General features: G+C 72.7%; 20 protein-coding genes, 2 pseudogenes and 1 riboswitch. Of the genes and pseudogenes, 5 read left to right on the top strand and 17 right to left on the bottom strand.

Features of this window, described 5'->3' with window-relative positions:
* Positions 1–53: 53 nt before the first annotated feature.
* The 6 genes from IEW07_RS01470 to IEW07_RS01445 all read right to left on the bottom strand — a co-directional run bounded on the left by IEW07_RS01470 (position 54) and on the right by IEW07_RS01445 (position 6,331).
* A complete protein-coding gene (locus IEW07_RS01470; protein ID WP_188534041.1) occupies positions 54–1,385 on the bottom strand; it encodes a deoxyguanosinetriphosphate triphosphohydrolase in 1,332 nt (443 codons plus the stop codon).
* A 34-nt stretch (positions 1,386–1,419) separates the two neighbouring features.
* The gene (dusB, locus tag IEW07_RS01465) at positions 1,420–2,598 is read right to left on the bottom strand and encodes a tRNA dihydrouridine synthase DusB (protein ID WP_188534194.1); all 1,179 of its coding nucleotides are present in this window, start codon (positions 2,596–2,598) and stop codon (positions 1,420–1,422) included.
* A gap of 97 nt (positions 2,599–2,695) precedes the next feature.
* Positions 2,696–3,436 (bottom strand): maleylpyruvate isomerase family mycothiol-dependent enzyme, encoded by a 741-nt coding sequence (locus IEW07_RS01460; protein ID WP_188534040.1) that lies wholly within the window; start codon positions 3,434–3,436, stop codon positions 2,696–2,698.
* Between the two features lie 11 nt (positions 3,437–3,447).
* The gene (locus IEW07_RS01455; RefSeq protein ID WP_188534039.1) at positions 3,448–4,284 is read right to left on the bottom strand and encodes a fumarylacetoacetate hydrolase family protein; all 837 of its coding nucleotides are present in this window, start codon (positions 4,282–4,284) and stop codon (positions 3,448–3,450) included.
* Complete coding sequence (locus tag IEW07_RS01450) at positions 4,285–5,385, bottom strand: cupin domain-containing protein (protein WP_188534038.1); 1,101 nt, start codon at positions 5,383–5,385, stop codon at positions 4,285–4,287.
* Between the two features lie 130 nt (positions 5,386–5,515).
* Complete coding sequence (locus IEW07_RS01445) at positions 5,516–6,331, bottom strand: IclR family transcriptional regulator (RefSeq protein WP_229741483.1); 816 nt, start codon at positions 6,329–6,331, stop codon at positions 5,516–5,518.
* 159 nt (positions 6,332–6,490) lie between these two features.
* Here IEW07_RS01445 and IEW07_RS01440 point away from each other — a divergent pair, with 159 nt between their 5' ends.
* Positions 6,491–7,798 (top strand): MFS transporter, encoded by a 1,308-nt coding sequence (locus IEW07_RS01440; protein WP_229741482.1) that lies wholly within the window; start codon positions 6,491–6,493, stop codon positions 7,796–7,798.
* Between the two features lie 34 nt (positions 7,799–7,832).
* A complete protein-coding gene (locus IEW07_RS01435) occupies positions 7,833–9,098 on the top strand; it encodes an FAD-dependent monooxygenase (RefSeq protein WP_188534037.1) in 1,266 nt (421 codons plus the stop codon).
* Positions 9,099–9,207: 109 nt separating this feature from the next.
* On the opposite strand, the gene IEW07_RS01430 is transcribed toward IEW07_RS01435, so the two are convergent.
* From IEW07_RS01430 to IEW07_RS01420, 3 genes are all read right to left on the bottom strand, one after another.
* Complete coding sequence (locus tag IEW07_RS01430) at positions 9,208–10,179, bottom strand: GNAT family N-acetyltransferase (RefSeq protein ID WP_188534036.1); 972 nt, start codon at positions 10,177–10,179, stop codon at positions 9,208–9,210.
* Positions 10,179–11,561 carry a glycine--tRNA ligase gene (locus tag IEW07_RS01425; protein WP_188534035.1) on the bottom strand — a complete coding sequence of 461 codons (1,383 nt, stop codon included), beginning with the start codon at positions 11,559–11,561 and terminating at the stop codon, positions 10,179–10,181. The genes IEW07_RS01430 and IEW07_RS01425 overlap by 1 nt, the downstream gene beginning before the upstream one ends.
* Before the next feature lie 179 nt (positions 11,562–11,740).
* Positions 11,741–12,373, bottom strand: coding sequence for a cation efflux transmembrane domain-containing protein (locus tag IEW07_RS01420; protein ID WP_188534034.1), 633 nt, complete (start codon positions 12,371–12,373; stop codon positions 11,741–11,743).
* A 69-nt stretch (positions 12,374–12,442) separates the two neighbouring features.
* Between IEW07_RS01420 and IEW07_RS01415 the strand changes: the two genes are divergently transcribed.
* Complete coding sequence (locus tag IEW07_RS01415; RefSeq protein WP_188534033.1) at positions 12,443–12,685, top strand: RNA-binding S4 domain-containing protein; 243 nt, start codon at positions 12,443–12,445, stop codon at positions 12,683–12,685.
* Positions 12,686–12,706: 21 nt separating this feature from the next.
* On the opposite strand, the gene IEW07_RS01410 is transcribed toward IEW07_RS01415, so the two are convergent.
* From IEW07_RS01410 to IEW07_RS01400, 3 genes are read right to left on the bottom strand one after another with little or no spacing between them, the layout of a single operon-like run.
* Positions 12,707–13,366, bottom strand: coding sequence for an alpha/beta hydrolase (locus IEW07_RS01410; protein WP_188534032.1), 660 nt, complete (start codon positions 13,364–13,366; stop codon positions 12,707–12,709).
* Positions 13,367–13,400: 34 nt separating this feature from the next.
* Positions 13,401–14,585, bottom strand: a complete 1,185-nt coding sequence (gene metX, locus IEW07_RS01405; protein WP_188534031.1) for a homoserine O-acetyltransferase MetX — start codon at positions 14,583–14,585, stop codon at positions 13,401–13,403.
* On the bottom strand, positions 14,582–15,949 hold the full coding sequence (locus IEW07_RS01400) for a bifunctional o-acetylhomoserine/o-acetylserine sulfhydrylase (protein ID WP_188534030.1): 1,368 nt from the start codon (positions 15,947–15,949) through the stop codon (positions 14,582–14,584). Before IEW07_RS01400 ends, metX begins: the two co-directional genes overlap by 4 nt.
* A gap of 79 nt (positions 15,950–16,028) precedes the next feature.
* Positions 16,029–16,144: riboswitch (SAM riboswitch) on the bottom strand.
* A 141-nt stretch (positions 16,145–16,285) separates the two neighbouring features.
* Here IEW07_RS01400 and IEW07_RS01395 point away from each other — a divergent pair.
* Entirely contained in the window at positions 16,286–16,924 is a 639-nt protein-coding gene (locus IEW07_RS01395) for a VOC family protein (protein ID WP_188534029.1), read from the top strand.
* Between the two features lie 96 nt (positions 16,925–17,020).
* Here IEW07_RS01395 and IEW07_RS01390 read toward each other — a convergent pair whose 3' ends face one another.
* The gene (locus IEW07_RS01390; RefSeq protein WP_188534028.1) at positions 17,021–17,800 is read right to left on the bottom strand and encodes a CPBP family intramembrane glutamic endopeptidase; all 780 of its coding nucleotides are present in this window, start codon (positions 17,798–17,800) and stop codon (positions 17,021–17,023) included.
* Between the two features lie 55 nt (positions 17,801–17,855).
* Here IEW07_RS01390 and IEW07_RS01385 point away from each other — a divergent pair, with 55 nt between their 5' ends.
* Positions 17,856–20,027: a S9 family peptidase gene (locus IEW07_RS01385; protein WP_188534027.1), complete on the top strand. Its 2,172-nt coding sequence runs from the start codon at positions 17,856–17,858 to the stop codon at positions 20,025–20,027.
* A gap of 558 nt (positions 20,028–20,585) precedes the next feature.
* Here IEW07_RS01385 and IEW07_RS21715 read toward each other — a convergent pair.
* From IEW07_RS21715 to gatA, 4 genes and pseudogenes are all read right to left on the bottom strand, one after another.
* Positions 20,586–21,263 (bottom strand): annotated as a pseudogene (locus IEW07_RS21715) (MFS transporter); the annotation flags it as partial.
* 29 nt (positions 21,264–21,292) lie between these two features.
* Positions 21,293–21,565, bottom strand: a pseudogene (locus tag IEW07_RS21710) (MFS transporter); the annotation flags it as partial.
* A gap of 166 nt (positions 21,566–21,731) precedes the next feature.
* A complete protein-coding gene (gene gatB, locus IEW07_RS01375; RefSeq protein ID WP_188534026.1) occupies positions 21,732–23,246 on the bottom strand; it encodes an Asp-tRNA(Asn)/Glu-tRNA(Gln) amidotransferase subunit GatB in 1,515 nt (504 codons plus the stop codon).
* Positions 23,246–24,892: an Asp-tRNA(Asn)/Glu-tRNA(Gln) amidotransferase subunit GatA gene (gene gatA, locus IEW07_RS01370; RefSeq protein ID WP_188534025.1), complete on the bottom strand. Its 1,647-nt coding sequence runs from the start codon at positions 24,890–24,892 to the stop codon at positions 23,246–23,248. The genes gatB and gatA overlap by 1 nt, the downstream gene beginning before the upstream one ends.
* Positions 24,893–24,895 lie beyond the last annotated feature (3 nt).

Raw genomic sequence — 24,895 nt, 5'->3', positions numbered from 1 at the left:
CCTCCCGGCCGCACAGCTCACACCCGTTCAATGAGAAGCGGGGACGTCCCTCCTCACCAGAGCGGCTTGTCCCCCACCCGCCAGTGCGTGCCGCGGATCCGGTCGTGGAGGGCGACGGCGGAGAGGTCGGTCAGGGACGCGACCTGGTCCACGACCAGCCGCAGCCGCGCCGCCTCCGCGCCCGGGCCGTCCCCGATCTCCCGCCAGTCCGCGGCGAAGGCCGGGGACAGGTGGTGGCCGTCGGTGTCCATCAGGGCGCTCACCAGGATCGCGAGCACCTCCTGCTGGTTCTCGTAGATCGGCTGGGCGTCGCGCACGGTGATGACGTAGGTGATGGCGATGCCCTTGAGCACCGCGATCTCCACGGCCGTCTCCTCGGGCACCACGAGCTGCGCGGCGTAGCGGGTCAGCGGCTCGTCGCCGTAGACGTCCCGGGTCGCGGCCACCGCGGACATCGCGAAGCGGCCGATGAGCTGGCTGGTCATGTTCTTGAGCCGGGCGAGGCCCTGGTGGGAGCCGTCCATCTCCCGCACCCACGGGGGCGAGGCCTCGAGCCGGGTGAGGGCGGCGTCCAGCTCCGCGTCGCCGGCCTCGGGGAGGTACCACTCCCGGGCCAGCTCGAGCACCCTCTCCCGCTGGTCCGTGTCGGCGAGCCAGCCCAGCTGCACGAGCCCGGAAGCGATGGCGTCCTCCATGTCGTGGACCGAGTAGGAGATGTCGTCGGCAAGATCCATGACCTGGGCCTCGAGGCACTTGGTGCGCTCCGGGGCGCCCTCGCGCAGCCACTCGAAGACCGGCCTGTCGTCCTCGTACACCCCGAACTTCGGGGAGCGGGCGCCGTCCGCGCGCAGCGGCGCCTCGTGGGCCCGCCACGGGTACTTGCACGTGGCGTCGAGCACCGCACGGGTGAGGTTGAGCCCGGCCGGCCGGCCCTCGTCGGTGAGGACCTTCGGCTCGAGCCGGGTGAGCAGGCGCAGGGTCTGGGCGTTGCCCTCGAACCCGCCGATGTGCTGGGCCAGCCGGTTCAGCGCGGACTCCCCGTTGTGCCCGAACGGGGGGTGGCCCAGGTCGTGGGAGAGGCAGGCGGCGTCGACGACGTCGGGGTCGCAGCCGAGCATGCCCCCCAGCTCCCGGCCGATCTGGGCGACCTCGAGGGAGTGGGTGAGCCGGTTGCGCACGAAGTCGTCCGTGTTGGGGGCGACGACCTGCGTCTTGGACGCGAGCCGGCGCAGGCCCGCGGAGTGCAGGATCCGGGCGCGGTCGCGCTCGAAGTCGGTGCGGTGCAGGTTGTGGTGGTCCTCGGCGACCCAGCGCGCGACGTCCCGGGCGGCGTAGCCGGGAGTGGGGGCGGCGGTGCGGTCGAAGTCGACGGACGAGTGTGGCATGCCCGATCCTCTCATGGTCCTCGGCGCCGGGCGCTCAGCCGCCGGAGACGTCGAGCTCGGCCGCGGACAGGCCCAGCCGCTCGGCGTCGCCCAGCTCGCGGGAGTCGAGCCAGCCGTCCGGGAGGTGCGGGCGCCTCGGGGAGCCGGCCCGCCCTCGCGGGCCCTCGACGTCCGCCCCCGGGTAGCCCAGGGTCAGGTCCAGCTCGTCGAGCAGCTCCCGCAGGGTGGCGAGGTCCGGGACCTGGGCCATGCGCGCGCGCAGCTCGCCGCCCACGGGGTAGCCCTTGAAGTACCACGCGACGTGCTTGCGGATGTCCCGCAGGCCCTTCGCCTCGTCGCCGAACATCTCGACGAGCAGCTCGGCGTGGCGGTAGATGGTGCGGGCGACGTCCGCCGTGCCGGGGCGGAACCGGTCGGACCGGCCCTCGAAGGCGGCCTGCAGGTCCCCGAACAGCCAGGGCCGGCCCTGGCAGCCGCGGCCGACCACCACGCCGTCGACCCCGGTCTGCTCGACCATGCGCACGGCGTCCTCGGCGCTCCAGATGTCGCCGTTGCCGAGCACCGGGACGTCGGGCAGGGCCTCGCGCAGCTGCGCGATCGCGTCCCAGTCCGCGGTCCCGGAGTAGTGCTGCTCGAGGGTCCGCCCGTGCAGGGCGACGGCCGCGACGCCGTGGTCCCGGGCGATCCGGCCGGCCTCGAGGAAGGTGAGGTGCTCGCCGTCGATGCCCTTGCGCATCTTGATCGTCACGGGGACGTCGCCGCGGGAGGCCTCCTCCACGGCGGTGCGCACGATCGCGGTGAACAGGTCGGTCTTCCAGGGCAGCGCGGAGCCGCCGCCGCGGCGGGTGACCTTGGGGACGGGGCAGCCGAAGTTCAGGTCGATGTGGTCGGCGCGGTCCTCCTCGACGACCATGCGCACGGCCCTGCCGACGTTGACGGCGTCCACGCCGTAGATCTGGATGGAGCGGGGCGTCTCGTCCGGGTCGTGGTCGATGATCCGCATGGACTCGGGCCGGCGCTCCACGAGGGCGCGGGCGGTGACCATCTCGGTGACGTAGAGGCCGCCGCCGTACTCGCGGCACAGCCGGCGGAACGCCTTGTTGGTGACCCCGGCCATGGGGGCGAGCACGACCGGGACGTCGATCGTCAGCCTCCCCAGCTGCAGGGGCGGCAGGTCGAGCCGGGCGGGCGGGTTCTCGGTACGGGTCTCCATCACCGGAAAATTCTCTCACGGACGCCGGACGCGGCAGGGCCCCGGGGAGGCTCCCCGGGGCCCTGCCGCCTCGCGCGTGCTCAGATCCAGCGCGTGCTCAGATCCAGCGCGGGTTCTCGACGTCGGCGCCGACCTCGAGGCGGGGCCCGCCGCGGCCGGCGGTCCACTGGACCACCGCCGCCAGGTCCCCGCGCACCGGGGTCCCGGAGTCCTGGCCCGCGGCGGCCCCGAGCTCGCCGAGCTCGGGGGCGTCGGTGACCTGGATCCGCAGCCCGGGGTCCTTGTCCTTCGCGGCCCAGTTGCCGACGATGTCCGTCAGCAGCCGGGTCAGGACCTCGCGCGGGACGTCCGAGAAGCGGGCGCCGTTGTCGAGGTCGACCGCGTGCAGCCAGACCTCGCGGTTGCGCATCCAGATCGTCTCCGTGGCCGGCACGGTCCGACCCTGGGCGGTCTTCACCTCGTGGCGCCACGCCTCGTCGGGGGTGTCCCGCCACTCGACGTTGAGCGAGACGGCCGCGTGGTCGTTCAGGTGCCGCAGCGCTCGCGCCGGGAGGGTCGCGCCGTAGGCGATCTCCTGGTTGCGGGCTTCCGGGGAGGAGTACATCGGCGTCTCGACGCCCGTGTTGGCCCACTGCACGAGCCGGGTGAGGGCGCGCGCGTTGTAGCCGACGTGGGCGATGACGTGCCGGCGGGTCCAGCCGGGCAGCAGGGACGGTCCGTCGAGCTCGTCGTTCATGAGCTCGTTGACCTTCCGGGACCAGAACGCCGTGCCGCGGCGCACGAGCAGCAGCTGGGCCTTGAGGTCCTCGTCCGTGGTGAGGTCCTGACGGGCAACCATGGGGGCCTCCCTTACCGGTGCTGGGCGGGGTCGACGATCTTGTTGGTGAGCACACCCAGACCGTCGATCTCGACCTCGACCACGTCGCCGGACTTCAGGAACACCTGCGGGTTGCGGGCCCGGCCCACGCCGCCGGGGGTGCCGGTGAGGATGATGTCCCCCGGGTTCAGGGGCAGCATCGTGGAGAAGTAGGAGACGAGGTGCTCGGGGGTGAACAGCAGGTCCCCGATCGAGTGCTCCTGCATGGTCTCGCCGTTGACCCGCGTGTGCAGGGTGGCCTGCTTGGGGTCGAACTCGTCGGCGGTGACCATGACGGGGCCCACCGGGGTGGACCTGGCCCAGATCTTGCCCTGCAGCCACTCCTTGGTGCGGAACTGCCACTCGCGCATCGAGATGTCGTTGGCGGCGGCGTAGCCGGCGATGTACTGGCCGGCCTCCTCCTCGGGCACCTTGTACGCGCGCTTGCCGACGACGACGACGAGCTCGCCCTCCCAGTCCAGCTGCGGGTCCTCGGCCACGGCCTCGATGTCGTCGTTCGGGCCCGTCAGGGTCTCGGTGAACTTGGCGAAGATCGTGGGGTAGTTCGGGAGGTCGCGGCCCATCTCCTGGATGTGGCTCTTGTAGTTGAGGCCCACGCACAGGACCTTGCCGGGGTCGACGACGATCGTCTCGAGCTCCGCGCCGGAGGCCGGGTGCTGGGGACCGGAGGCGTCCTTGGCGATCTGCTGCCAGTTCTGCTCCGCCAGCAGGGCGCCGAGGTCGGCGTAGCCCTCGATCTCGGTGAAGACCTCACCGTCGAGGCGGGCGGCCGTGGTGGCCCCGTTGGAACGCAGGGTTGCGAGCTTCATCTACTTCTCTTCTCCTTCGACGAACGTGCGGTTGAAGTTCAGCTTCTCGACGATCGGCTGATCGCCGAACTTGAACAGGTCGAACCCGGTCTCGGCCTGGATCTGCCAGGCGGTCCAGGACGGGACGACCACGAGGTCGCCCTTCTCGACCTTACGGACCTCGCCGTCCAGGACGAACTGGCCGCGGCCCTCGAAGACCTGGTAGACGCTCGAGCCGACCTCGCGGGTGGTGCGGGTCTCGGCGCCGGGACGGAACCGGTGGAACTCGGCCCGGATCGTGGGCATGACGTCCCCGCCGGTGGTGGGGTTGACGTAGCGCACGGCGGCGTGGCCCTGCTCGACGGTGGCCGGGTAGCCCTCGTCCTCGATCCGCAGCTGCTCGGAGAGCGCACGGTCGGTGTGCTCCCAGCGGTAGGCCCCGATCGGGGAGGACACGGTGTTCTGCAGGCCCGACAGCGGGCGCAGGCCCGGGTGGCACCACAGCCGCTCGCCGCGGGAGAACTCGGGGGTGGACTCGTCCGTCACCCGGTCGATGCCGAACTCGAAGAACGCGGTGTCCGTGTAGTGCACGAACGGGATGTCGAGGCCGTCGATCCACGCCATGGGCTGGTCGAGCTCGTTGTGGTGGCCGTGGAAGTTCCAGCCCGGGGTGAGCAGGAAGTCGCCGCGGGACATGCGCACCGGGTCGCCGTTGACCACGGTCCACACGCCCTCGCCCTCGACCACGAAGCGGAAGGCGTTCTGGGAATGCCGGTGCTCGGGCGCCACCTCGTGGCCGCCGAGGTACTGGATGGCGCACCACAGGGTGGGGGTGGCGTACGGCCGCCCGCCCAGGCCCGGGTTGGCCAGCGCGATGGCGCGGCGCTCACCGCCGCGGCCCACGGGCACGAGGTCGCCCGCCCGCTCGGCGAGGGGCAGCAGGTTCTTCCACTCCCACACGAACGGCACGGCCGCGGACTGCGGGGCCTCCGGCATGAGGTTGCCGATCTCCGTCCACAGCGGGACCATGTGGCCCGCGTCGAAGTCCTTGTAGAGGGCGTCGAGCTGGACCTGCTCCTCCGGCGTGGGGGCGGGGGCGGTCATCTGGTTGTCGTGACTCATGGTGAGCTCCTCGGTACTCGCGGATCGCGGGGTGGGCCACACTGCACTGTGACGTGCGTTACGGCCACGCTAGTTGACGCACCCGGGAGACCTGCAAAAAATTCTGTTGGGTGGAAACTCTGGGTCGACGTCAGCGGCCGTCCCGCCGGGGCTCCCCGGACTCCAGCTCCGCCGCGATCTCCCCCTCGATCTCCCGGCACACCTCCCGCAGCGCCCGGACCACCGACGGGTCCTCGATCACGGCGCCCCGCTGCGCGGGCACGGACACCGACAGCGCCGCAAGCGCGCGGCCCTGCGGGTCACGCACGGCGCAGGCGACGGCGGAGACCCCGCGCTCCGCCTCCTCCCGGTTGAAGGCCAGGCCCACCGACCGGATCATGGCCAGGGACCGGACGAAGGACCTGAAGTCGGCCTCGTCGAGGTACTCCCCCACGGTGCGGGCCGAGCTCGTGCGGTAGAGCCGCACCAGGTCCTCCTCGGAGAGGTAGGAGAGCAGGATCTTGCCCGCGGAGGTGGCCGCGGCGGGGAGGACGGCGCCCCTGCGGTCCCCCACCTTCAGCAGTCCCGCGCCCTCCACGGAGCTGAGGAAGCGGACGGTGGTGCCGACCCGGACCATGAGGTTGGTGGTCTCGTGGGTGCGCTCGCTGAGCAGCTCCAGGTAGGGCTGGACGAGGGCGCGCAGCCGGCTGTGCGACCCCGTCTCGGGCACCGAGACGCCGAGGCCGGGCCCGGCCAGGTAGCGGCGGGAGTCGTCCTGGACCGCGAAGCCGCGGTAGACGAGCATCGACAGCAGCCGGTGGGCGGTGGAGGGGGCGACCCCCAGCTCCTGCGCCACGTCCTTGAGCCGCACGCCGCCGGAGTCGCGCAGCATCTGGAGCAGCCGCAGCACGTTGTCCACGGACTGCAGGGAGTAGGCCGGCTTCCGCTCCAGGTCCTGGTTCTGCACGGGCTCAGTCTAGGTGCTCGTGCGAACCCCGATAGCGATCCACAGCACATTTTCTGTTCCACGGAGCAGAAATATTTTCGGAACTGCGGGGGTGCGGGCACATGCTGGTGTGACGCGCCGCACTGGGGTGGCGCGCATCACCCTCGAAAGGGAGTCCCGATGTCCGCAACGGCCCTCACCGGCGTCACGCCGCCCGCCCCGGTGGGCCGGGGCGCCCGCTGGATCGCCGTCCTCGTCTGCTGGCTGCTGATCGTCTTCGACGGCTACGACCTCATCGTCTTCGGCACCGTCAAGCCCTCCCTCATGGAGGAGTGGGGCATGTCCCAGGCGACCGCCGGCACGGTGGGCTCCTCGGCGTTCCTCGGCATGATGATCGGGGCGGTCTTCGCAGGCCGGCTCTCCGACGGCCTGGGCCGGAAGAAGACGGTGGTCTGGTGCACGGTCGTCTTCTCGCTGGCGACCGTCGCGTGCGCCGTGGCCCCCAACGAGTGGGTCTTCGCGCTGCTGCGCCTCGTGGCGGGGCTCGGCCTGGGCGGTCTCGTCCCCTCGGCCAACGCCCTGGCCGCCGACTTCATCCCCCCGCGGTGGCGCTCGGCCATGGCCACGCTCATGATGTCCGGGGTGCCGATCGGCGGCTCGCTCGCCGCTCTGACCGGCATCCCCGTCATCCCGGCGGACTGGTTCGGCTGGGACGGCTGGCGGTGGATGTTCGTGTTCCCCGTCCTGGCCCTGGTCGTGCTGGTGCCCGTCGCCCTGAAGGTGATCCCCGCCGACCCCAGCCGGGAGCAGCGGGCCGCGGCCGCCGCCGCGGAGGTGCACCGGCCCGGCTTCGGGTCCCTGCTGCGCCCGCCCTACCTGACCATGAGCATCCTGTTCGCCGTCGCCACCCTCGCCACCCTCTTCGCCTGGTACGGCCTCGGCACCGAGCTCCCGAACCTCATGCGGCTGCAGGGGGCGCAGCTCGGCGGGGCCCTGACCTTCGCGCTCGTCCTCAACCTCGGCGCGGTGCTGGGCTCCGTGCTCACGGCCTGGGCCGGCGACAGGTTCGGCCCGGTGCTCACGGGCGCTGTCGCCGCGGGCGCCGCGGCCGGCGGGCTGCTGGTGATCATGGTCGTCGGCGACGACCCCGTCTGGCTGATCTACCTGATGCTCGTGCTCGCCGGCGTCGGCACGCACGGCACGCAGTCGCTGATCATCGGCGCGATCACCCTGTACTACCCGGACAGCCTCCGCGGCACCGCCCTCGGCTGGGCCCTGGGCGTGGGGCGCATCGGCGCCGTCCTCGCCCCGCAGACGGCGGGGCTCGTGCTGGGCGGCTTCGCCGACCCCGCCGACGGCGTGTACCCCGTGTTCATGCTCTTCGCCGGCGCGGCGGCCGTCTCCACGGTCCTGCAGTTCGCCCTCCTGCCCGTCATCAAGAAGGCCCGCCAGGTGCCCCGGCCCGCACAGCCGCAGCCGGCAGCCTGACATCGTCCATCACAGCTCGAAAGGAACCATCACCATGGCACAGCCCACCAAGGTCCTCGTCATCGGAGGCGGCATCGGCGGCTTCGGCAACGCCCTCGCCCTGCGCCGGCTCGGCGCGGAGGTCGAGCTCGTGGAGCAGGCCCCGGAGTTCGGGGAGGTCGGCGCCGGCCTGCAGATGTCCCCGAACGCCACCCGCCTGCTGCGCGAGTGGGGGGTGCTCGACAAGGCCATCGAGACCGGCGTGGCCCCCCGCTACATCGTCTTCCGGGACGCACTCACCGGCGAGGAGCTGCTGCGGGAGGACGTCACCGGCGAGTACTACGAGCGCTACGGCGCCCCCTACATCGTGGCCCACCGCTCGGACCTGCACCGTCTCCTCATGGAGGAGTGCCAGAAGCTGGGCGTGATCCTGCACAACGACGTCCGCGTGGCGAAGACCGAGAACGTCGAGGCGGACGGCCGGACCACCGCCCGGGCGACCGCGGCCGACGGCCGGGTCTTCGAGGCCGACGCGATCGTGGCCGCGGACGGGATCAAGTCCGTGATCCGCGCCCAGCTCTCCGACGACGAGCCCGTGGGCTCGGAGTACGTGGCCTACCGCGGCGCGCTGCCGATCTCGCAGATCAAGCACGCCGGTGACATGGAGGCCGTCGTCGTGTGGATGGGCCCGGAGTGCCACCTCGTGCAGTACCCGCTGCGCCAGGGCGATCTCTTCAACACCGTGGCCGTCTACCGCTCCAAGTCCTTCGCCGCCGGCCAGCTCGTCTACGAGGGCGACGCCGAGCTGCGCGAGGCCTACAAGGACTGCGTGCCGGAGGTGCAGGCGGCGCTCGACAACCTCAGCCACGTGCAGCGCTGGCCCATGTTCGACCGCGTGCCGATCGAGAACTGGGTGGACGGCAACGTCGCCCTGGCCGGCGACGCCGCGCACCCGATGCTGCAGTACCTCGCCCAGGGCGCCTGCCAGGCCCTCGAGGACGCTGCCGCGCTCGAGGCGATCTCCGCGAAGTCCGTGTTCGCGGACCGGGACAACCACGACGCCTCCCAGTGGAACGCCGTGTTCCGGGAGTACAACGCCGTCCGCCAGCCCCGCACGGCGCGGATCCAGACGACGGCGCGGGTGTGGGGCGAGTCCTGGCACCTCACCGGCCCGGTCGAGCGGACCGTGCGCAACATGCTGTGGAAGTCCGCGGACCGGCACGGCATCTGGGAGTACACCGACTGGCTCTACGGCGAGCAGCAGTACACCGCGCCGGTGGAGTCCTCCGAGGACGCCACGCTGAGCAGCACGACCCGCTGAGCACGGCTGTCCGGTCCCCTCCTGGGACGGGTCACGGGAAGGGCCCCGGCACCTCGTGTGCCGGGGCCCTTCCCGTGTCCTTTCCCTGCCCTGCCCGTGCCGGGGTCCGTCACGGCACGGCGGGCTCCGCGAGGACGACGGAGGTCTCCACCACGGAGGCCACCCCTGCCGCCAGGAGGTTCTCCACGACGGCGGTCAGCGGCTCCATGGACCCGTCCACCTGGAACTGCACGGGGCGCTCGTGGACCAGCAGCGCCAGCAGCTGCTCGAGCGAGGCTCCGGCCTCGGCGTCGCCGGGCGCCCAGCCCAGCAGCACGGTCGCCGGGGCGTCGGCCGAATCCGGCCGGGCCGCCGAGGGGTCCGCGTCGAGCTCGACCGGGCGGTAGCTGACGGCGAAGGCGGAGATCCGGCCCCGCTCCCCCGCCCCGACCCCGTTGCGCAGCACCAGCGCACCGTAGGCGTGCGCGGCGTCGGAGAGGAACAGCTGGTTGACCCGTCCCACGGACAGCTCCGCCGGCTCGTCCCACGCGTGCACGGAGCGGTAGAACTCCCACAGGACCCGGGTGAGCTCCACCGAGCCGGTGGCCAGGTCCTCGACCGTCTGCGCGGGCGTGCCGTCGGCGTGCTCCCGCAGCGGCTGCAGGGGCAGCGCCCCCGGCTCGACGCGCACCACGCGGGAGACCTGGACCGGGGCGAGCCCGGCGGCGAGCGCGAACCGCTCCCCCGCCGAGCCCGGTGCCGCCTTGGTCCGCAGGGCCCGCACGCCCCACGGCGCGGACGCCGCCTCGGCCCGGAGCCGCTCCAGCAGCGCGCGGCCCACGCCCTCGCCGCGGCGGTCGGGGGCCACCTCGACCCACGCCCACAGCCGCCGCGGGTGCAGCGGCGACTCGTAGACCGTGCCGGCGGCGATCGGCACGCCGGAGTCCTCGGCCACGAGCGTGCGGGACCACGGGGCGTCGTCGTCGGGCTTCAGGGCGGCACGGAAGGCGGCCGCCTGCGGGGTCTCGGGGTCCGGCCACACCTCGAGCAGGCGCAGGTCGTCGCCCTCCCGCCAGGGACGGATGACGGGGCTGCCGCTCATCAGCGGGCGAGCTTCCCGGCGAGGTAGGACTTCACCTGGTCGAGGGCCACGCGCTCCTGGGTCATGGCGTCCCGCTCCCGGATGGTGACGGCCTGGTCCTCGAGGGTGTCGAAGTCCACGGTGATGCAGAACGGGGTGCCGATCTCGTCCTGGCGGCGGTAGCGGCGGCCGATCGCCCCGGAGTCGTCGAAGTCGATGTTCCAGTTCTTGCGCAGCTCCGCGCCGAGGTCCCGCGCCTTGGGCGAGAGGTCCTCGTTGCGGGACAGCGGCAGCACCGCGGCCTTGACGGGGGCCAGGCGCGGGTCCAGCTTGAGGACGGTGCGCTTGTCCACGCCGCCCTTGGCGTTGGGCGCCTCGTCCTCGGTGTACGCGTCCACGAGGAAGGCCATCATCGACCGGGTCAGGCCGAACGAGGGCTCGATCACGTACGGGACGTAGCGCTCGTTGGTCTGCTGGTCGAAGTAGCTCAGGTCCGCGTTGGAGTGCTCGTTGTGCACGCCGAGGTCGTAGTCGGTGCGGTTGGCCACGCCCATCAGCTCGCCCCAGGGGTTGCCCTGGAAGCCGAACTTGTACTCGATGTCGATGGTGCCGGCGGAGTAGTGCGCGCGGTCCTCCTTCGGCACGTCGTAGCGGCGCATGTGGCCGGGGTCGATGCCGAGGTCCGTGAACCAGTCCCAGCACGCCTCGACCCACTCGTCGAACCAGCGCTGGGCCTCGGACGGGTGCGTGAAGTACTCGATCTCCATCTGCTCGAACTCGCGGGTGCGGAAGATGAAGTTGCCGGGGGTGATCTCGTTGCGGAAGGCCTTGCCGATCTGGCCGATGCCGAACGGGGGCTTCTTGCGGGAGGTCGTGACCACGTTGTTGAAGTTCACGAAGATGCCCTGCGCCGTCTCGGGCCGCAGGTAGTGCAGGCCCTCCTCGTTGTCGACGGGCCCGAGGAACGTCTTCATCAGGCCGGAGAACTGCTGGGGCTCGGTCCACTGGCCCTTGGTGCCGCAGTTGGGGCACGCGATCTCGGTCATGCCGTTCTCCGGGGCGCGGCCCTTCTTCTCCTCGAACGCCTCGATCAGGTGGTCCTGGCGGGCGCGCCGGTGGCAGGAGAGGCACTCGACGAGCGGGTCGGTGAAGGTCGCCACGTGGCCGGAGGCCTCCCACACGGCCTTCGGCAGGATGATCGAGGAGTCCAGGCCCACCATGTCCTCGCGGCCGCGCACGAAGGTCTGCCACCACTCGTGCTTGATGTTCTCCTTGAGCTCCGCGCCCAGGGGCCCGTAGTCCCAGGCGGAGCGGGAACCGCCGTAGATCTCACCCGCCTGGAACACGAAGCCGCGGCGCTTGGCCAGCGAGATGACGTTGTCCAACGTGGATTTGGGGGCCATGTGCGTTCACTCCAGGTTCTCGCCCGACCGCCGGCTGCGGACGCGCGTGGTGGGTTGCGTGGCTCGGCGGGGGTGGCCGCCGAGGGGTGCGGCCGTCGGCCGTCACGAACGAGGACGCCGCGAACGACGTCCTGGCCCCAGCGTAGCCAATTCCCGCCGGGTCCGCCGACCGGCACGGGTCAGCGGGGCTCCTCCCCCGTGAGCGCCCGGGCCGCCAGCCGCTCCTCCCCTGCGGCCTCCCAGACCTCCCGGGCGGCCCCGACGTTGAGCACCACGATGAGGACCCCCAGCACGAGGTCCGGCCAGCCCGATCCGGACAGGGCCGTGACGATGCCCATCACGATGATCGCCGCGTTGACGATGACGTCGTTGCGGGCCGCGAGGAACGCCGCGGTGGTCATGGACCCGGCGTGTTCCCGCACGCGCAGCAGCAGCAGGGTGCAGACCAGGTTGACGGCGACGGCACCGCCCGCCGTGACGACCAGGGAGACCGGGTCCGGCGCGGCCGGGTCCGAGAACTTCGCGAACGCCTGCCACGCGGCGGCGAGGGCCGGCACGAGGATGATCACCGCCATGACCCTGCCCGCGACCGCCCGGGCGTGCAGGCTCCAGCCCAGCGCCAGGAAGATGAGCAGGTTGACGGCCGTGTCCTCGAGGAAGTCCACGGAGTCCGCGAACAGGGAGACCGAGCCGATGGCCAGGGCGACCCCGATCTCCACGAAGAAGTACGCGAGGTTCAGCCCCGCCACCGCCAGCACGGTCCGGCGCAGGCCGCGGGTGCGGGCGGCGCCGGCGCCCTGGGCGGTGGTCACGGGCCCAGGATAGCGGGGCGCCCGACGACGGGGGCACCGGCCGGCGCCGGCACCTGGGACAATGGGCCCATGACGACCTCCCAGCAGCACGGTGCCGACGACGACCTCCCGATCCGGGACGGGATGATCCGCCTCGGCCAGGCCCTCAAGCTCGCGAACCTTGCCGAGGACGGCGCCCAGGCCAGGACGCTCGTGGAGGACGGCCGGGTGCAGGTCAACGGGGAGGTCGAGACCCGGCGCGGCCGCCAGCTGCACCCCGGGGACGTGGTCACCGCCAGGGGCTCCTCCGTGCGGATCACCGCGGCGGACTGAGCCCCGGCGCCGCCGGGGGCGTCAGGCCCCGAGCACCACGTGGCTCAGGTACTCGTGGACGTGGCCGATCTCCTGGGGGCTGATGCCGTGGCCCACCCCGGTGTACTGGACCTTCATGACGTCGGCGTGCTCGAGCGCCCACTCGGCGGTCGAGTCCACGAGGGCGGGCGGGATCACCGGGTCCTGGGGGTCCCGGCCCCAGAACATCGGCAGGGGCCGCGCCCGCAGCCGCTCGTCGGCGAACAGGGGGTGCTCCCCGGGCACGACGAAGCCGGACAGGCCCACCACCGCCGCGATCTCCCCCGGCATGTGCCGGGCGAGGGAGGTGGCCATGGCCATGCCCTGCGAGAAGCCGAGCAGCGTGACGCTGGAGTGCTCCGCGGCCCGCTCCCGCAGCCAGGCCGCCACGGGCGCCACGGCCTCGGCCACCCGGTCGACGGAGAAGCTGAGGTCCCCGGCGAGCGGGAACCACTGGTAGCCGAACTGGATCGGCTGCGGGGCGCGCAGGGACGCGACGCTGAACTGCTCGGGCAGCCCGGGCGCCAGGCCCATGAGGTCCCGCTCGTGGGAGCCGTACCCGTGCAGCAGCACGAGCAGCGGCGTGCCGGGGCGGGCGTCGGCGTCGTTGCTCCAGACGGCGAAGGGGGTGTCGGTGGCGGGGGTGGCGGGGGCGTCGGTCATGGCACCAGTCTGCCATCCGCCCGGCGGGCGGGGCTCAGGCCTCCCGCAGCACCGTCTCGACCAGCAGCTTCCCCAGCTGCGGCGACTCGATGAGGAAGCCGTCGTGCCCGGACGGGGACGTCAGGGTGTGCCGCCGGACCGAGCCCGGCAGCGCGGCGGCCAGGACGTCGGACTCGTGCGGGTGGTAGAGCCGGTCCGAGTCCACGGCGGCCACGAGCCACTCGCACGAGGCGACCGACAGGGCCTCCTCGAGCGTGCCGCGGCCGCGGGCGACGTCGTGGGACATGAGCGCCTCGTTGACCGCCAGGTACGCGTTCGCGTCGAAGCGCCCGGCGAGCTTCGACGCCTGGTGGTCCAGGTAGCTCTCCACCTGGTAGCGCCCGCGCTCGGCCGTGTGGGTGCCGATCACCCCCTCGTCGCCCTGCGGGGTGCGCCCGAACCGGTGGTGCAGCTCGGCCGCGGAGCGGTAGGTGATGTGCGCGATCCGCCGGGCCAGGCCCAGGCCCGCCACGGGGTGGGAGCCGTCGTAGTAGTCGCCGCCCCGGAAGTCGGGGTCCTGGCGGATCGCGAGGTTCTGGGCCTGGCCCCAGGCGATCTGCTCGGCGCTGCTCTGGGCGCAGGCCGCGACCACGGCGCAGGCCCGGACCCGGTCCGGGCAGGAGACCGCCCACTCCAGGGCCCGTGCCCCGCCCATGGACCCGCCGATCACGAGCCGCCACGACTCGATGCCCAGCAGGTCGGCGAGCGCCGCCTCCGCGCGCACGCCGTCGCGGATGGTCACCATGGGGAAGCGGGACCCCCAGGGCCGGCGCTCGGGGTCCACGCTCGACGGCGCGGGGCTCGCCGGCCCTGTGGAGCCGTAGCAGCCGCCCACGATGTTGGCGCAGACCACGAAGTACGTGTCGGTGTCGATGGCCGCGCCGGGGCCGACGAGGCCCTCCCACCAGCCGCCGCTCTCGGCGGCGCGCCGCTCGGCCTCGGTGGCGCCGGGGCGGGCCCGGCCCGCGGCCACGTGGGTGTCCCCGGTGAGCGCGTGCTCCACGAGCACCGCGTTGGACCCGTCGGCCGCGAGGGTGCCCCACGTCTCGTAGGCGATCTCCACCTCGGGCAGGCTGTGGCCCGACTCGAGCTCCAGCGTCCCGATCTGCGCGTGGCGCAGCACCCCGTCCTCGCGGACGGGGGCGCCGGTGACCGTCCCGCGCAGCAGCGTCACGGTCACTCCTGCGTCCCCGCGGCCGCGGCGAAGCCCTGCCCGAGGTCGGCGAGGATGTCGTCGATGTGCTCGAGGCCCACGGACAGGCGCACGAAGCCGGGCTCCACGCCCGCGGCGAGCTGCTCCTCGGGCAGGAGCTGGCTGTGGGTGGTCGAGGCCGGGTGGATCACGAGCGAGCGCACGTCGCCGATGTTGGCGACGTTGGAGTGCAGCGTCAGGGCGTCCACGAAGGCGGCGCCGGCCTCCCGGCCGCCGTCGAGCACGAAGCCCACGATCGACCCGGCGCCCCGGGGGGCGTACTTGAGGGCGCGCTCGTGCCACGGGGAGGACTCGAGGCCCGCCCAGGACACGGAGCGCACGTCCTCCCGCGCCTCGAGCCAGCGGGCCACCTTCCCGGCGTTGGCCACGTGGCGCTCCATCCGCAGGGACAGCGTCTCGATGCCCTGCTCGATGAGGAAGGCGTTGAACGGGGAGATGGAGGACCCGAGGTCGCGCAGCAGCTGGACGCGGGCCTTGAGGATGTAGGACAGGTTGACGCCGAAGGGACCGTCCGCGCCGAGGGCCTGGGCGTAGACCAGGCCGCCGTAGGACTCGTCGGGCTGGTTGAAGCCGGGGAAGCGCTCCGGGTAGCGGCCGAAGTCGAAGTTCCCGGAGTCGACGATCACGCCGCCGATGGCGGTGCCGTGCCCGCCGAGGAACTTGGTCGCCGAGTGCACCACGACGTCCGCGCCCCACCGGAAGGGCTGGACGAGGTACGGGGTCGCGACCGTGTTGTCGACGATCAGCGGGACCTCGCTGTCGTGGGCGATGCCGGCGACCGTCTCGATGTCCAGGACGTCGTTGCGCGGGTTGGGGATGGTCTCGGCGAAGAAGGCCTTGGTGTTGGGCCGCACCGCGCGCCGCCAGGCCTCGGGGTCGTCGGGGTCGTCCACGAACGTCGTCTCGATGCCGAGCTTGGGCAGCGTGAACTTGAAGAGGTTGAAGGTCCCGCCGTACAGGCTGGGGCTGGCCACGATGTGGTCGCCCGCCCCGGCCACGTTGAGCACCGCGAACGTCGTGGCCGACTGCCCGGCGCTGAGCATCAGGGCGCCCACGCCGCCCTCGAGCGCGGCGATCCGGTTCTCCACGACCTCCGTGGTCGGGTTGCCGATCCGGGTGTAGATGGGTCCGAGCTCGGCGAGCGCGAAGCGGTCCGCGGCGGCCTGGGCGTCGGGGAAGACGAAGGACGTCGTCTGGTGGATGGGCAGCGCGCGGGAGCCCGTGACGGGGTCGGGGCTCTGGCCGGCGTGGATCTGCTGGGTCTCGAAGGACCAGCCGGCCGGGTGCTGCGGGGTCGGACGCTCCGTCACGGGAAGGGGGGACTCGGACATGCCTCGGGCTCCTTGCGGGGAGTCAGGGGTCCGGTTTCCGGCTGCCGCGGTGCGAGCCGCTGGACGGCCGGGCGCCGAGGACCCGCGCTTGCTCGCTCGCCGGTCGCGAGGAGCCTGGTCTTCACCCAGGGCACCCCACCGCGGTGGAGGGTTGCCGGCCAGCTAGCTGGGGCTTGGACGCTGGCGCTCATGACCTGGGGATCATTGTCCGGATTCGGGGAACGCGTCGTCAAGCCGGGTCCCGGCGCGGGCTCCGGCGCAGGCTCCGGCGCGGCGGTCGCCGGTGGGTTCGAGACCGATTTGGAGACAAAACTCACACGGTGCCACGATGTGCCCATGAGAGTCGATCATGTGTCCTACGCCTGCCGCCCCGAGGGCCTCACCGCCACGACGGAGCGGATCGCCGACCAGCTGGGCATCGAACCGGTGAAGGGCGGGGTGCACCCCCGGTTCGGCACGCGCAACATGATCCTGCCGCTGACCAACCACCAGTACGTGGAGGTCGTCGAGGTGTTGGAGCACCCCGCCGCGGAGAAGGCTCCCTTCGGCCAGGCCGTGCGCGCCCGCTCGGAGGCCGGCGGCGGGTGGCTGGGCTGGGTCGTGGAGGTCGAGGACCTCGCCCCCTTCGAGAAGCGCCTGGGCCGCCAGGCCGTGCCCGGTGGCCGCGTGTTCCCCGACGGCCGGCGCCTCGAGTGGCACCAGATCGGCGTCAAGGGCCTGATCGCGGACCCGCAGCTGCCGTTCATGGTGCACTTCGACTCCGCCCCCGAGATGCACCCGTCCCAGGCGCGGATCACGGACGTGTCCCTGGCCGGGATGCACATCGCCGGCTCCCCCGACCGGGTGACGGAGTGGCTGGGCGCCCCGGTCGAGACCGCCCTGGAGGGCCTCGAGGTCACGTGGTCCTACCCGGACGGGACCCCCGGGCTGCTCGCCGTCACGTTCAGCACCCCGGACGGCCTCGTCACCATCTGATCACCGTCCGAGCCGGTGCCGCCGCGAGGGGCGGTGCCCGCCGGGGATCCAGCGCCGGGTCCCCGCCGGGCACCGCCCCTCGCGCCGTGCCCGGCCTCAGCCGAGCAGCCACGCGCTGCCGAGGAACCCCACGGCGTCGAGCAGGAAGTGCGCGACGACGAGGGGCATCACCCGGCCGGTGCGCCGGTAGAGCTCGGCGAACACGAGGCCCATCACCACGTTGCCGAGGAACGGGCCGAGGCCCTGGTACAGGTGGTAGCTGCCGCGGAACAGGGCCGTGGCCGCCAGCACCGCCGGCCAGCGCCAGCCCAGGCGGGTCAGCCGATCGGCCAGGAACGCCACGACGACCACCTCCTCGACCAGGGCGTGGCGGACCGCGGAGAGCAGCAGCACGGGGACGGTCCACCAGTGCCCGTCCAGCCCGGACGTGGTGACCGCCGCGGTCACCCCGAGGGCCCGCCCGAGCCCGTAGAGGCCCAGCGTGCCCAGGCCCATCACGAGGCACAGCACGGCCCCGAGCCCGAGGTCGGGCAGCGGCATCCGGGCGTCGAGCCCGATCCGCCGGGCGGCGGTGCCCAGGGCCCCCGCCGACCCGGCGAGCAGGTACAGGGCCAGCAGCACGGGCACGAGGTCCAGGCCGATCCCGGTGAGCTGGCGCAGCAGGTCGAAGACGGGCTGGGCGCTCAGCGGCGGGTTGAGGGTGGCCTCCGCGTCGGCGAGGGGCCCGCGGGCGAGGTCCTCGGTCAGCGACAGCACCGCGTACAGGGCCGACGCGCCCAGGGACACGCCGAGCACGAGGAGGACCTGGACCCACAGGTCGGCGCGGGTCGAGCCGAAGGAGGGTGGGCGCCGGTCCAGGGGGGCGGGGGTGCTCATGCGGCCATTCTGGCACTGCCGCCGCGGCCGGACTCCGTTCCCTAGGATGGTCCCCATGACTCCGCTTCCCCCGCAGATCCGCCGGCAGCCCGTCGAGCGCGCCTTCCACGGCCACGTCTTCCCCGATCCCTACGAGTGGATGCGGGACAAGGAGTCCCCGGAGGTGCTGGAGCACCTGGCCGCGGAGAACGACTACGCCGAGGCCTCCACCGCCCACCTGGCGGGGCTGCGGGAGACGATCTTCGGGGAGATCAAGGGCCGCACCCAGGAGACCGACCTGTCCGTGCCCAACCGGCGCGGGGACTGGTGGTACTTCTCCCGCACGGTCGAGGGCGGGGCGCACCAGGTCTTCTGCCGGGTCCCCGCCGCCACGACCGGGGACCTCCTCGCGGACTGGACGCCGCCCGTCGTCGAGCCCGGGACGCCCATGGCCGGGGAGGAGGTGCTCCTGGACGCCAACGCCGAGTCCGAGAAGCACGAGTTCTACTCCCTCGGCAGCTTCGACGTCGCCGAGGACGGGAGCCTGCTCGCGTGGGCCGAGGACGTGGCCGGCGACGAGCGCTTCGTCCTGCGCGTCAAGGACCTGGGCACCGGCGAGCTGCTGCCCGACGAGATCCCGGGCACCTTCTACGGGGCGTTCCTCTCCCCCGACGCCCGCGCCGTGTACTACACCGTGGTCGACGAGTCCTGGCGCCCGCACCAGCTGCGCCGCCACGTCCTGGGCACCCCGGTGGCCGACGACGCCGTCGTGCACGAGGAGACCGACCCGGGGCTGTGGCTGGGCGCCGGGCTCTCCGCGGACCGCCGCTGGATCGTCGTGGAGGCGACGTGCTCGGAGTTCTCCGAGGTGCGGATCCAGCCCGTCGACGAGCCCGCCGCCGAGCCGCGCGTGGTCCTCTCCCGCGCCGACCGGGTGCTCTACGAGGCCGAGCCCTTCCTGCTGGACGGGCGGGAGCTGATCCTGCTGACCCACGACCACGAGGCCCCGAACTCCCGCGTCTCCCTCATGGACCCGGTCGACCTCGGCCGCCCGGTCGCGGAGGTGTCCCTGCGCGACGTCGTGCCCGCCTCGGAGACCGAGCGCGTCAACGGCTGCGCCGTCACCGCGAGCCACCTCGTGGTCTCGGTGCGCGCGGACACCACTCTGCGGGTGCGGCTGGTCGCGCTCGCCGCGCTGACCTCCGACCCGGCCGCGGCACCGGTCGAGCCCGCCTTCGACGAGGAGCTCTACACCGCGACCGTCTCGGCCGCCGAGCACGACGCCCCCGTGGTCCGGCTCTCCTACACGTCCTTCACCACCCCGCCGCGGGTCTACGACGTCTTCGTCTCCGGCGCCACCGGCGACGACGACGCCCTGCCCGCCCAGCCGGTGCTGCGCCGCGAGGCCACCGTCCTGGGCGGCTACGACCCCGCCGACTACGCGGTCGAGCGGGACTGGGCGACCGCCGCGGACGGCACCCGGATCCCGATCTCCCTGGTGCGCCGGGCCGATCTCGACCCGTCCGTGCCGGCCCCGGTGCTGCAGTACGCCTACGGCTCCTACGAGCACAGCACCGACCCCGCGTTCTCGGTGTCGCGGCTGTCGCTGCTGGACCGCGGCGTGATCTGGGCGGTCGCCCACGTGCGCGGCGGCGGCGAGCTCGGCCGGGCCTGGTACGAGCACGGGAAGAAGCTGCGCAAGGCGAACACGTTCACCGACTACGTGGCGGTCACCGAGCACCTGGCGGCCCGGCCCGACGTCGACGAGCACCGGATCCTGGTGATGGGCGGCTCCGCCGGCGGGCTGCTCGTGGGGGCGGTGCTCAACCTGGCCCCCGAGAAGTACTGCGGCGCGCTCGCCGCGGTGCCGTTCGTGGACCCGCTGACCTCGATCCTCGACCCCTCGCTGCCGCTGACGGCGCTGGAGTGGGAGGAGTGGGGCAACCCGATCGAGGACCCGCACGTGTACCGGTACATGCGCGACTACTCCCCGTACGAGAACGTCCGCCCGCTCCCCTATCCCCCGGTGCTCGCGGTGACCAGCCTCAACGACACCCGGGTGCTCTACGTGGAGCCCGCCAAGTGGGTCGCCTCGCTGCGGGAGGCCACGACCTCCGGGCAGCCGGTGCTGCTGCGCTGCGAGATGGCCGGCGGGCACGGCGGCGCCTCCGGGCGGTACTCGCAGTGGAAGGACACCGCGTGGGAGTACGCCTGGGTCCTCGACCGGATGGGTCTCGCCGGCGCCTGACCCGCCGCCCCGGCCCCCAGCCGCGCCGAGGGGTCGCCTCCGGACGGAATTCCTCGTGGATTCCGTCCGGAGGCGACCCCGCGGCGGTTTCGGTCGCCGCTGCCGGGCAGCGCCGACGGGTGCGCCGGCCACGCCTCGTGCATCGTCCTCCCGCGCCCGCCCGGTCTGCTCCGGGTCGTCGGCGGTGATGAGGACGTTGCCCTCGCCGAGGGCCTCGGGCATCACATCGTGCTCGATGCTCGTGGCCAGAGGCTTCTCCTGGACGAAGCACAGCAGCAGGCTCGCCAGCAGGGCCAGGGGCGCGATCCAGAGGAAGATCGGGGTCAGGGCGTCGTTGTAGGACGTGACGACCGGGTTCCTGATGGCCTCCGGCAGGGCTGCTGCCAGGGCCGGGGTGAGGGAGTTGGTCCCGCCCCCGGCGCCGGCGGCCTCGGCGGGCAGGCGCTGGGCCAGCAGGTCGGCCAGCCGCCCGGCGAAGACGCTGCCCACCACGGCGGAGCCGAGGGTGGCGCCGATCTGGCGGAAGTAGTTGTTCGACGCCGTGGCGGTGCCCACCTCGCGCAGGGGGAAGGTGTTCTGCACGATCAGCACCAGGAGCTGCATCGACAGGCCCAGCCCCAGGCCCAGGACCCCCATCCAGGCGCACACGTGCCACAGGGCGGTGCCGGCGCTCAGCGTGGAGAGCAGGGCCAGGCCCGCCGCGACCACGACGGTGCCGGCCACCGGCATCCACTTGTAGCGGCCGGTGCGACTGACCAGTGCGCCGGAGACGGTGGAGGTGAGCAGCAGGGCGCCCATCATGGGGATCATCAGCAGCCCCGACTCGGTGGCGTCGACCCCGTGGACCATCTGCAGGTAGGTGGGCATGTAGCCGATGGCCCCGAACATGGCCACGCCGACGAACAGCCCGGCCACGGTGGTGAGGTTGAAGTTGGTCTCACGGAACAGGTGCATCGGGATGATGGGCTCGGCGGTGCGCCGCTCCACGGCCACGAAGGAGGACCCGGCCACCAGGGTGCCGGCGACCAGGCCCAGGATGACCGGGTCGGTCCACTCGTACCTGCTCCCGCCCCAGGTGGCGAACAGCACCAGGCAGGTGGTGGCCACCGCCAGCAGCAGCATCCCGCCGACGTCCAGGCGCGGGCGGCCGGTGTGCCGGGGCAGGTGCAGGAAGAGGACGGCACCGGCCAGGGCCAGCAGCCCGAGGGGATGTTGATCCAGAAGGCCCAGCGCCACCCGGGGCCCTCGGTGAAGAACCCGCCCAGCAGCGGGCCTGCCACCGAGGCGAGGGCGAAGACCCCGCCCATGATGCCCATGTACTTCCCCCGGTCCCGAGCCGGGACCACGTCGGCGATCGCGGCCTGGGAGAGGATCATCAGCCCGCCGCCGCCCAGGCCCTGGAAGACCCGGGCGACGATGAGGACCTCGATGGTGCCGGCCACGGCCCCGATGACGGACCCGGCCATGAACAGCAGGATCGCGGCGATCAGCAGGGGCTTGCGGCCCATCAGGTCCCCGAGCTTCCCGTAGATGGGCATCATGATCGTCGAGGCCAGGATGTAGGCGGTGATCACCCACACCATCTCGTCGCCGCCGTTCCTCCCCGCAACGCCGCGAGGGGCCGCTCCCTGCCGGAAATCCTCGTGGATTCCGGCTGGAAACGGCCCCTCGGTGCATGGCCGCGGGGGATGCGACCCCTCGGTCTCAGCCCTGCACGCCGAGCTTCTCCAGGATCAGCTCGCGCACGCGCCCGGCGTCGGCCTGGCCGCGGGTGGCCTTCATGACCGGGCCGATGAGGGCGCCGACGGCCTGGACCTTGCCGCCCTTGACCTTCTCCACGACGTCGGGCATCTGGGCCATGGCGTCGTCGATGGCGGAGGACAGGACGCTGTCGTCGGAGACCACGGCCATGCCGCGCTGCTCCACGACCTCGGCCGGGGTGCCCTCGCCCTCGATGACGTGCTGGAGCACCTTCTTCGCGAGCTTGTCGTTGATCTTGCCCTCGTCGATCAGCCCGTTGAGCTCGACCACGGTCTGCGGCGTGACGCCCAGCTCGGCGATCTCGGTCTCCCGCTGCTTGGCGATGCGGGCGATCTCGCCCATCCACCACTTGCGGGCCGCGGCAGGGCCGGCACCGGCCGCGACGGTCTGCTCGATCTCGTCCATGACCCCGGCGTTGACGACGTCGCGGAACTCCTGGTCCGAGTACCCCCAGTCGGCCTGGAGCCGCTTGCGCCGCTCGGCGGGGGGCTCGGGCAGCTCCGCGCGCAGCCGCTCGATCCACTCGTGGTCCGTCACGACGGGGACCAGGTCCGGCTCGGGGAAGTAGCGGTAGTCGTCCGCGTCGGACTTCGGGCGCCCGCTCGTGGTGGAGCGGGTGTCCTCGTGCCAGTGCCGGGTCTCCTGCACGATCGCGCCGCCCGCCTCCAGCACGGCCGCGTGGCGCTGGATCTCGAAGCGCACGGCGCGCTCGACGGCGCGCAGCGAGTTCACGTTCTTCGTCTCGGAGCGGGTGCCGAAGGTGGTGGTGCCCTTCGGCATCAGGGACACGTTGGCGTCGCAGCGGACGTTGCCGTGCTCCATCCGCGCGTCCGAGATGCCCAGGTTCTTCACGATCTCCCGGATGGCCGCCACGTAGACGCGGGCCAGCTCGGGGGCCCGGTCCCCCGCGCCCACGATGGGCTTGGTGACGATCTCGATCAGCGGCACCCCGGCGCGGTTGTAGTCGACCAGGGAGAAGTCGGCGCCGTGGATGCGCCCGGTGGAGCCGCCCATGTGGGTGAGCTTCCCGGCGTCCTCCTCCATGTGGGCGCGCTCGATCTCGACGGTGAAGACCGTCCCGTCCTCCAGCTCGATGTCGATGGAGCCGTTCTCGGCGATCGGCTCGTCGTACTGCGAGGTCTGGAAGTTCTTCGGGGTGTCCGGGTAGAAGTAGTTCTTCCGGGCGAAGTGGGACACGGGCCGGATCGTGCAGCCCAGCGCCAGGCCCAGCTTGATGGCGGACTCCACGGCGACCCTGTTCACCACGGGCAGCACACCGGGCAGCCCGAGGGAGACCGGCGTGATCGCGGTGTTCGGCTCGTCCCCGAAGATGTTGGGGGCGGCGTCGAACATCTTGGTCTTCGTGTTCAGCTCGACGTGGACCTCGAAGCCGAGGACGGGGTCGTACTTCTCCATCGCCTCGTCGAAGGACAGGATCTCTTCGGTGGTCTGGGTCATCAGCGGGCTCCTCCCCGGACGGGTGCGGACAGGGTGGACTCGGCGAGGCCGCCGGAGAGGTCGCGGACGAGCGCGGTGGTGTCCGGCAGGTCCTTCCACAGCGGCCCGCCCCAGCGGTCCTCGAGCAGGGCCTCGAGGCCCGCGCCGGCGCGGTAGAGCCGGGCGTCCTCGCGGGCGGGGGCCATGAACTGGATGCCCACGGGCAGCCCGTCCTCGGGGGCGAGGCCGCCGGGGACGGAGATCGCGGGGATCCCGGCCAGGTTGGTCGGGATGGTCGCGATGTCGTTGAGGTACATCTGCATGGGGTCGGCGGACTCGTCCACGGCGCCCAGCTCGAACGCGGTGGTCGGCGCCGTCGGGGAGACGAGGACGTCGACCTGCTCGAAGGCGGCCGCGAAGTCGCGCTGCACCAGGGTGCGGACCTTCTGGGCGGAGCCGTAGTAGGCGTCGTAGTAGCCCGCGGACAGCGCGTAGGTGCCCAGGATGATGCGGCGCTTGACCTCGGCGCCGAACCCGGCGGCCCGGGTCGCGCCCATCACGCGCTCGATCGTCATGGGCCCGCCCTCGGGCAGCACCCGGTGGCCGAAGCGCACGCCGTCGTACTTGGCGAGGTTCGAGGACACCTCCGAGGACATGATGAGGTAGTAGGCGCCCAGGGCGTAGCGGAAGTTCGGGGTGGAGAGCTCCACGATCTCGGCGCCGGCCGAGCGCAGCAGCTCCACGGCCTCGTCGAAGCGCTGCTGGACGCCGGCCTGGAAGCCCTCGCCCGTCAGCTCCTTGACCACGCCGACGCGCAGGCCCTTCAGCCCGCCCTCGGCGGCCCCGGCCCGGGCCTGGGCGACGAGGTCGCCCACCGGGTCGGGCAGGGAGGTCGAGTCGTGCGGGTCGTGCCCGCCGACGACCTCGTGCAGCAGCGCGGCGTCGAGCACCGTGCGGGACGCGGGCCCCACCTGGTCGAGGGAGGAGGCCATGGCGATCACGCCGTAGCGGGAGACCCCGCCGTAGGTCGGCTTGACGCCCACCGTGCCGGTCAGGGCGGCGGGCTGGCGGATGGACCCGCCGGTGTCGGTGCCCAGGGCCAGCGGCGCCTGGAAGGCGGCCACGGCCGCGGCGGAGCCGCCGCCGGACCCGCCTGGGATGCGGGAGAGGTCCCACGGGTTGCGGGTGTCGCCGAACGCGGAGTGCTCGGTGGTGGAGCCCATCGCGAACTCGTCGAGGTTGGTCTTGCCGAGGATCGGCATCCGGGCCGCGCGCAGCCTGCGGGTCACCGTGGCGTCGTAGGGGCTCATCCACCCCTCGAGCATCCGGGACGCGGCGGTGGTGGGCTGGCCCTTGGTGACGATGAGGTCCTTCACGGCGATCGGCACGCCGGCCAGCGCCGGGAGCTCCTCGCCGCGGGCGCGGGCGGCGTCCACCTCGGCGGCCACGGAGAGGGCCTCCTCGGCGTTGACGTGCAGGAAGGCGTTGACGCCGGCCTTGCCGCGGGTGCGGTCGTCCGGGTCGAGGGGCGCTCCGTCGGTCGCCTCGATCCGGTCGAGGTGCGCCTGCACGGCCTCGACCGAGGAGACCTCGCCGGCGGCGAGCTGCTGGGCGAGCTCGGCGGCGCTGAGGCCGACGACGCCCTGGGGGGTACCGGTGTTCGTCATGCG

Source organism: Kocuria dechangensis (genome assembly GCF_014636775.1).
Classification (GTDB): domain Bacteria; phylum Actinomycetota; class Actinomycetes; order Actinomycetales; family Micrococcaceae; genus Kocuria; species Kocuria dechangensis.
The sequence above is the reverse complement of the archived record's forward strand: the minus strand, read 5'-3'. Positions and strand labels throughout refer to the sequence as shown.

Coding starts and splice junctions, on each gene's coding strand:
- IEW07_RS01395 (WP_188534029.1), top strand. CDS start 16,286: ATGAGAGTCGATCATGTGTCCTACGCCTGCCGCCCCGAGGGCCTCACC.
- IEW07_RS01410 (WP_188534032.1), bottom strand. CDS start 13,366: ATGACCGACGCCCCCGCCACCCCCGCCACCGACACCCCCTTCGCCGTC.
- IEW07_RS01390 (WP_188534028.1), bottom strand. CDS start 17,800: ATGAGCACCCCCGCCCCCCTGGACCGGCGCCCACCCTCCTTCGGCTCG.
- IEW07_RS01400 (WP_188534030.1), bottom strand. CDS start 15,949: ATGTCCGAGTCCCCCCTTCCCGTGACGGAGCGTCCGACCCCGCAGCAC.
- IEW07_RS01460 (WP_188534040.1), bottom strand. CDS start 3,436: ATGGTTGCCCGTCAGGACCTCACCACGGACGAGGACCTCAAGGCCCAG.
- IEW07_RS01425 (WP_188534035.1), bottom strand. CDS start 11,561: ATGGCCCCCAAATCCACGTTGGACAACGTCATCTCGCTGGCCAAGCGC.
- IEW07_RS01440 (WP_229741482.1), top strand. CDS start 6,491: ATGTCCGCAACGGCCCTCACCGGCGTCACGCCGCCCGCCCCGGTGGGC.
- gatA (WP_188534025.1), bottom strand. CDS start 24,892: ATGACGAACACCGGTACCCCCCAGGGCGTCGTCGGCCTCAGCGCCGCC.
- IEW07_RS01415 (WP_188534033.1), top strand. CDS start 12,443: ATGACGACCTCCCAGCAGCACGGTGCCGACGACGACCTCCCGATCCGG.
- gatB (WP_188534026.1), bottom strand. CDS start 23,246: ATGACCCAGACCACCGAAGAGATCCTGTCCTTCGACGAGGCGATGGAG.
- IEW07_RS01435 (WP_188534037.1), top strand. CDS start 7,833: ATGGCACAGCCCACCAAGGTCCTCGTCATCGGAGGCGGCATCGGCGGC.
- IEW07_RS01450 (WP_188534038.1), bottom strand. CDS start 5,385: ATGAGTCACGACAACCAGATGACCGCCCCCGCCCCCACGCCGGAGGAG.
- dusB (WP_188534194.1), bottom strand. CDS start 2,598: ATGGAGACCCGTACCGAGAACCCGCCCGCCCGGCTCGACCTGCCGCCC.
- IEW07_RS01430 (WP_188534036.1), bottom strand. CDS start 10,179: ATGAGCGGCAGCCCCGTCATCCGTCCCTGGCGGGAGGGCGACGACCTG.
- IEW07_RS01455 (WP_188534039.1), bottom strand. CDS start 4,284: ATGAAGCTCGCAACCCTGCGTTCCAACGGGGCCACCACGGCCGCCCGC.
- IEW07_RS01385 (WP_188534027.1), top strand. CDS start 17,856: ATGACTCCGCTTCCCCCGCAGATCCGCCGGCAGCCCGTCGAGCGCGCC.
- IEW07_RS01470 (WP_188534041.1), bottom strand. CDS start 1,385: ATGCCACACTCGTCCGTCGACTTCGACCGCACCGCCGCCCCCACTCCC.